Genomic DNA, 3,244 nt, shown 5'->3' with positions numbered 1-3,244 from the left:
CGATCTCGTCGTGGCGGCTCATGGCGCCACCCGGATCAGGCCGGCTGCCCGGCCGGAGTCGGCACCGTCGCGGCGATAGGAGAAGAGGTCGTCGGACTCGCGGGTGCAGCGCGCGGCGGTGGTGTCGAGCACGATGTCGAGCTCGGCCAGCTGAGCCCGGATGCCGGCGGCGAGGTCGACCGAGGGAGTGCCCCACGTGGTGGTGGCGCGGCTGAGCGGCACCTTGCTGCCCACCTCGTCCTGGAGGTCGGCAGGCACCTCGTAGCACCCTCCACACACGCTGGGTCCGAGCCAGGCGCGGATCTGGCGCGCGCCCTGCTCGACCATCGCAGCAACCGTGGCCGGCACGACCTCGGCCACCAGGCCGGCGCGCCCGCAGTGCGCGGCCCCGACCACGCGGGCGTCGGGGTCGGCGAGCAGGACCGGCGCACAGTCGGCAGCGCGCACCATCAAGGTCGTCGCGGGGCGCCTGGTGACGAGTCCGTCGCCGGTGGCGTGCAGGTGCTGGTGCAGATCGGTGGCCGGGCCCTCGGGGCCGACCACGGCGACCTCGCGTCCGTGCACCTGGCTCAGGGCCGCCACGTCATCACCCGGAGCGAAGTCGGCCATCAGACGCCGGTGGTTCTCGGCGAGCGCCGTCGGGTCGTCGCCCGCCCAGGCGAGGTTGAGCGACTCGAAGGGCGCAGCACTGACCCCGCCGTGCCGGTCGGTGAAGGCCAGCTCGACGGGGCCGAGGGTGGTGCGGAACGCGAACACCGCTACTGCTCCTGAGGATCCTGTGGGCGGAGGGTCACCGACTCACTTGAGGAAGTCGGGGATGTCCAGGTCGTCGTCGTCGAAGGTCACCTGGGTGGGGGCGGCCGGTCGAGGCGCAGCGGCAGGCGGCGTGGACGGACGGACCGTCGTGGTCTCCGGTCGCGAGGTGCTCTCGTCGCGACGCGGGGCAGGCGCGCCCACGCGTGCCTCCTGCGGGGCCGGCGTCGAGGCGGGCACGGCTGCCGGCTTGCTGTCGCGGCGCAGGACGTTGCCCTCCTCGCGTCGCTTGGGAACGCCGCCGTCGAAGCCGGCCGCGATCACGGTCACCCGGACCTCGTCGCCCAGCGCGTCGTCGATGGTGGCACCGAAGATGATGTTGGCCTCGGGGTGCACGGCGTCGGCGACCAGCGCCGCGGCCTCGTTGATCTCGAAGAGACCGAGGTCGGACCCGCCGGCGATCGAGAGCAGGACGCCGTGGGCGCCGTCGATGGACGCCTCGAGCAGCGGGCTGGAGACCGCCATCTCGGCGGCGGCGACCGCGCGGTCCTCGCCCCGGGCCGAGCCGATGCCCATCAGGGCCGAGCCCGCGTTGGCCATGACGGACTTGACGTCGGCGAAGTCGAGGTTGATCAGACCGGGAGTGGTGATCAGGTCGGTGATGCCCGAGACACCCTGCAGCAGCACCTGGTCGGCCTGCTTGAAGGCGTCGAGCACCGAGACGTTGCGGTCGCTGATCGACAGCAGTCGGTCGTTGGGGATGACGATGAGGGTGTCGACCTCTTCGCGCAGACCGGCGATCCCCTCGTCGGCCGAGGTGGCGCGACGGCGTCCCTCGAAGGCGAAGGGGCGCGTGACGACACCGATCGTCAACGCTCCGAGGGAGCGAGCGATCCGAGCGACGACGGGCGCGCCGCCGGTGCCGGTGCCGCCACCCTCGCCTGCAGTCACGAACACCATGTCGGCGCCCTTGATGACCTCTTCGATCTCGTCGGCGTGGTCCTCCGCGGCGCGAGCCCCGACCTCGGGGTTCGCGCCGGCACCGAGACCGCGGGTGAGCTCGCGGCCGATGTCGAGCTTGACGTCGGCGTCGCTCATCAGCAGGGCCTGGGCGTCGGTGTTGATCGCGATGAACTCGACCCCCTTGAGGCCGACCTCGATCATCCGGTTGACGGCGTTCACGCCGCCACCGCCGATGCCCACGACCTTGATGATGGCCAGGTAGTTCTGTGCAGCAGCCACGGCGGCTTCACCTCTCCGGAGTGTGTCTCTGTGGTCGGGCCCGAGTGCCGGGCCTGTGGTCTGGTGACGAGCCTCAACTGTGACCCTCAGCCTGAGGGTTATAGTTATGTCAACCTCGTCGTGATCACGACAGTAGGCAGCCGGCAGCCCCGAACGGCGCCGACACGCCGCATCGACCGACGGATTCGTGCGAGGGCCAGCAGCCCTCAGCCGCGCTCAGCCCGCCCTCAGCCGCCCTGGGTCCCGGACGTGGTCGGCTGCCCGGGAACGCTGACGTCGTAGATGACGGCGGGCTGCTTCAGCAACGCCTCGAGGACCTCGGCCTTCTGGGTCGAGGACTCCGCGCTCCCCCAGCGCACCGTGCGGCCACCGTCGAGGAGCAGGTCGATCCGGTCGACGCCTTCGACCTCGAGGTGGTCGACCACGGCACGGATCTCCGAGGGGACGGCCGCGAGCACGATCGCGGCCGCCTCGAGGGCGTCGACGTCGTTGAGGTCGGCGGTCTGGATCCGCGGCAGATCGGCGGGCGCCCGCCGATAGCTGTTGAACACCGTGCCGGTCTCGTCGACGGCTCGGAACTCGCCCCCACGATCGATCACCGCCACCGGGACCCGCTCCTCGACCGTGATCCCGACGTCGAGAGGCCAGCGGCGAGAGACGTCGGCCGAGCGCACGGCGTCGATGTTCTCCACCCGTCGCTGGATCGCGCCGAGGTCTGCGGTGGCCAGCGGACCACCGAGAGGAACGGCAGCAGCCTCGAGGACCTCATCAGCCTCGATGGTGGACTCCCCCGTGACCTGGACTCCCTGCACCGACAGGGCGCGCGAGAAGTAGACGCCGTAGATGCCGCCCCCCACGAGCCCCAGCACGACGACGACCACCAGGACGTAGCGCCAGGTGATCCAGCGCCGAGCCCACTGCCGACGGGCGAACCGCCGACGGCTGCGCTCCTCCGCCGTGCGCTTACCTGCCACTGGACTGCTCGCGCCGTAGAAGGAGGTCGAGCACCTCCGGCCCCACCCGGGTCACGGTGCCGGCCCCCAGGGTCAGCACCAGGTCGCCGGGGCGCGCGCGACGGACGAGCTCAGCGGCCGCGTCGTCGAGGGTTGAGGTGGCGACGGCCTCGGCCGGCAGCTGGACGGCGTCGGCCACCAGCCGGGACGTCACGGCCGGGTCCGCGGCCTCGCGCGCGTGGTAGAGGTCGAGGACCACGACCGCGTCGGCGGCGCCGAGGGCCTCGCCCATGGCG

The 3,244-nt window shown here is 71.9% G+C and carries 3 protein-coding genes and 1 pseudogene; all 4 read right to left on the bottom strand.

The genetic code is table 11. The features are described from left to right. Nucleotides 1-18 precede the first annotated feature (18 nt). Complete coding sequence (gene pgeF, locus VOI19_RS16805; RefSeq protein ID WP_323794104.1) at nucleotides 19-756, bottom strand: peptidoglycan editing factor PgeF; 738 nt, start codon at nucleotides 754-756, stop codon at nucleotides 19-21. A 42-nt stretch (nucleotides 757-798) separates the two neighbouring features. Next, on the bottom strand, nucleotides 799-1,995 hold the full coding sequence (ftsZ, locus tag VOI19_RS16800; RefSeq protein WP_323794103.1) for a cell division protein FtsZ: 1,197 nt from the start codon (nucleotides 1,993-1,995) through the stop codon (nucleotides 799-801). A 227-nt stretch (nucleotides 1,996-2,222) separates the two neighbouring features. After that, complete coding sequence (locus VOI19_RS16795) at nucleotides 2,223-2,969, bottom strand: cell division protein FtsQ/DivIB (protein WP_323794102.1); 747 nt, start codon at nucleotides 2,967-2,969, stop codon at nucleotides 2,223-2,225. After that, nucleotides 2,959-3,244, bottom strand: a pseudogene (locus VOI19_RS16790) (UDP-N-acetylmuramate--L-alanine ligase); the annotation flags it as partial. The gene VOI19_RS16795 and the pseudogene VOI19_RS16790, both read right to left, overlap by 11 nt.

It is taken from the genome of Nocardioides sp. (genome assembly GCF_034670285.1).
GTDB lineage: Bacteria > Actinomycetota > Actinomycetes > Propionibacteriales > Nocardioidaceae > Nocardioides.
The sequence above is the reverse complement of the archived record's forward strand: the minus strand, read 5'-3'. Positions and strand labels throughout refer to the sequence as shown.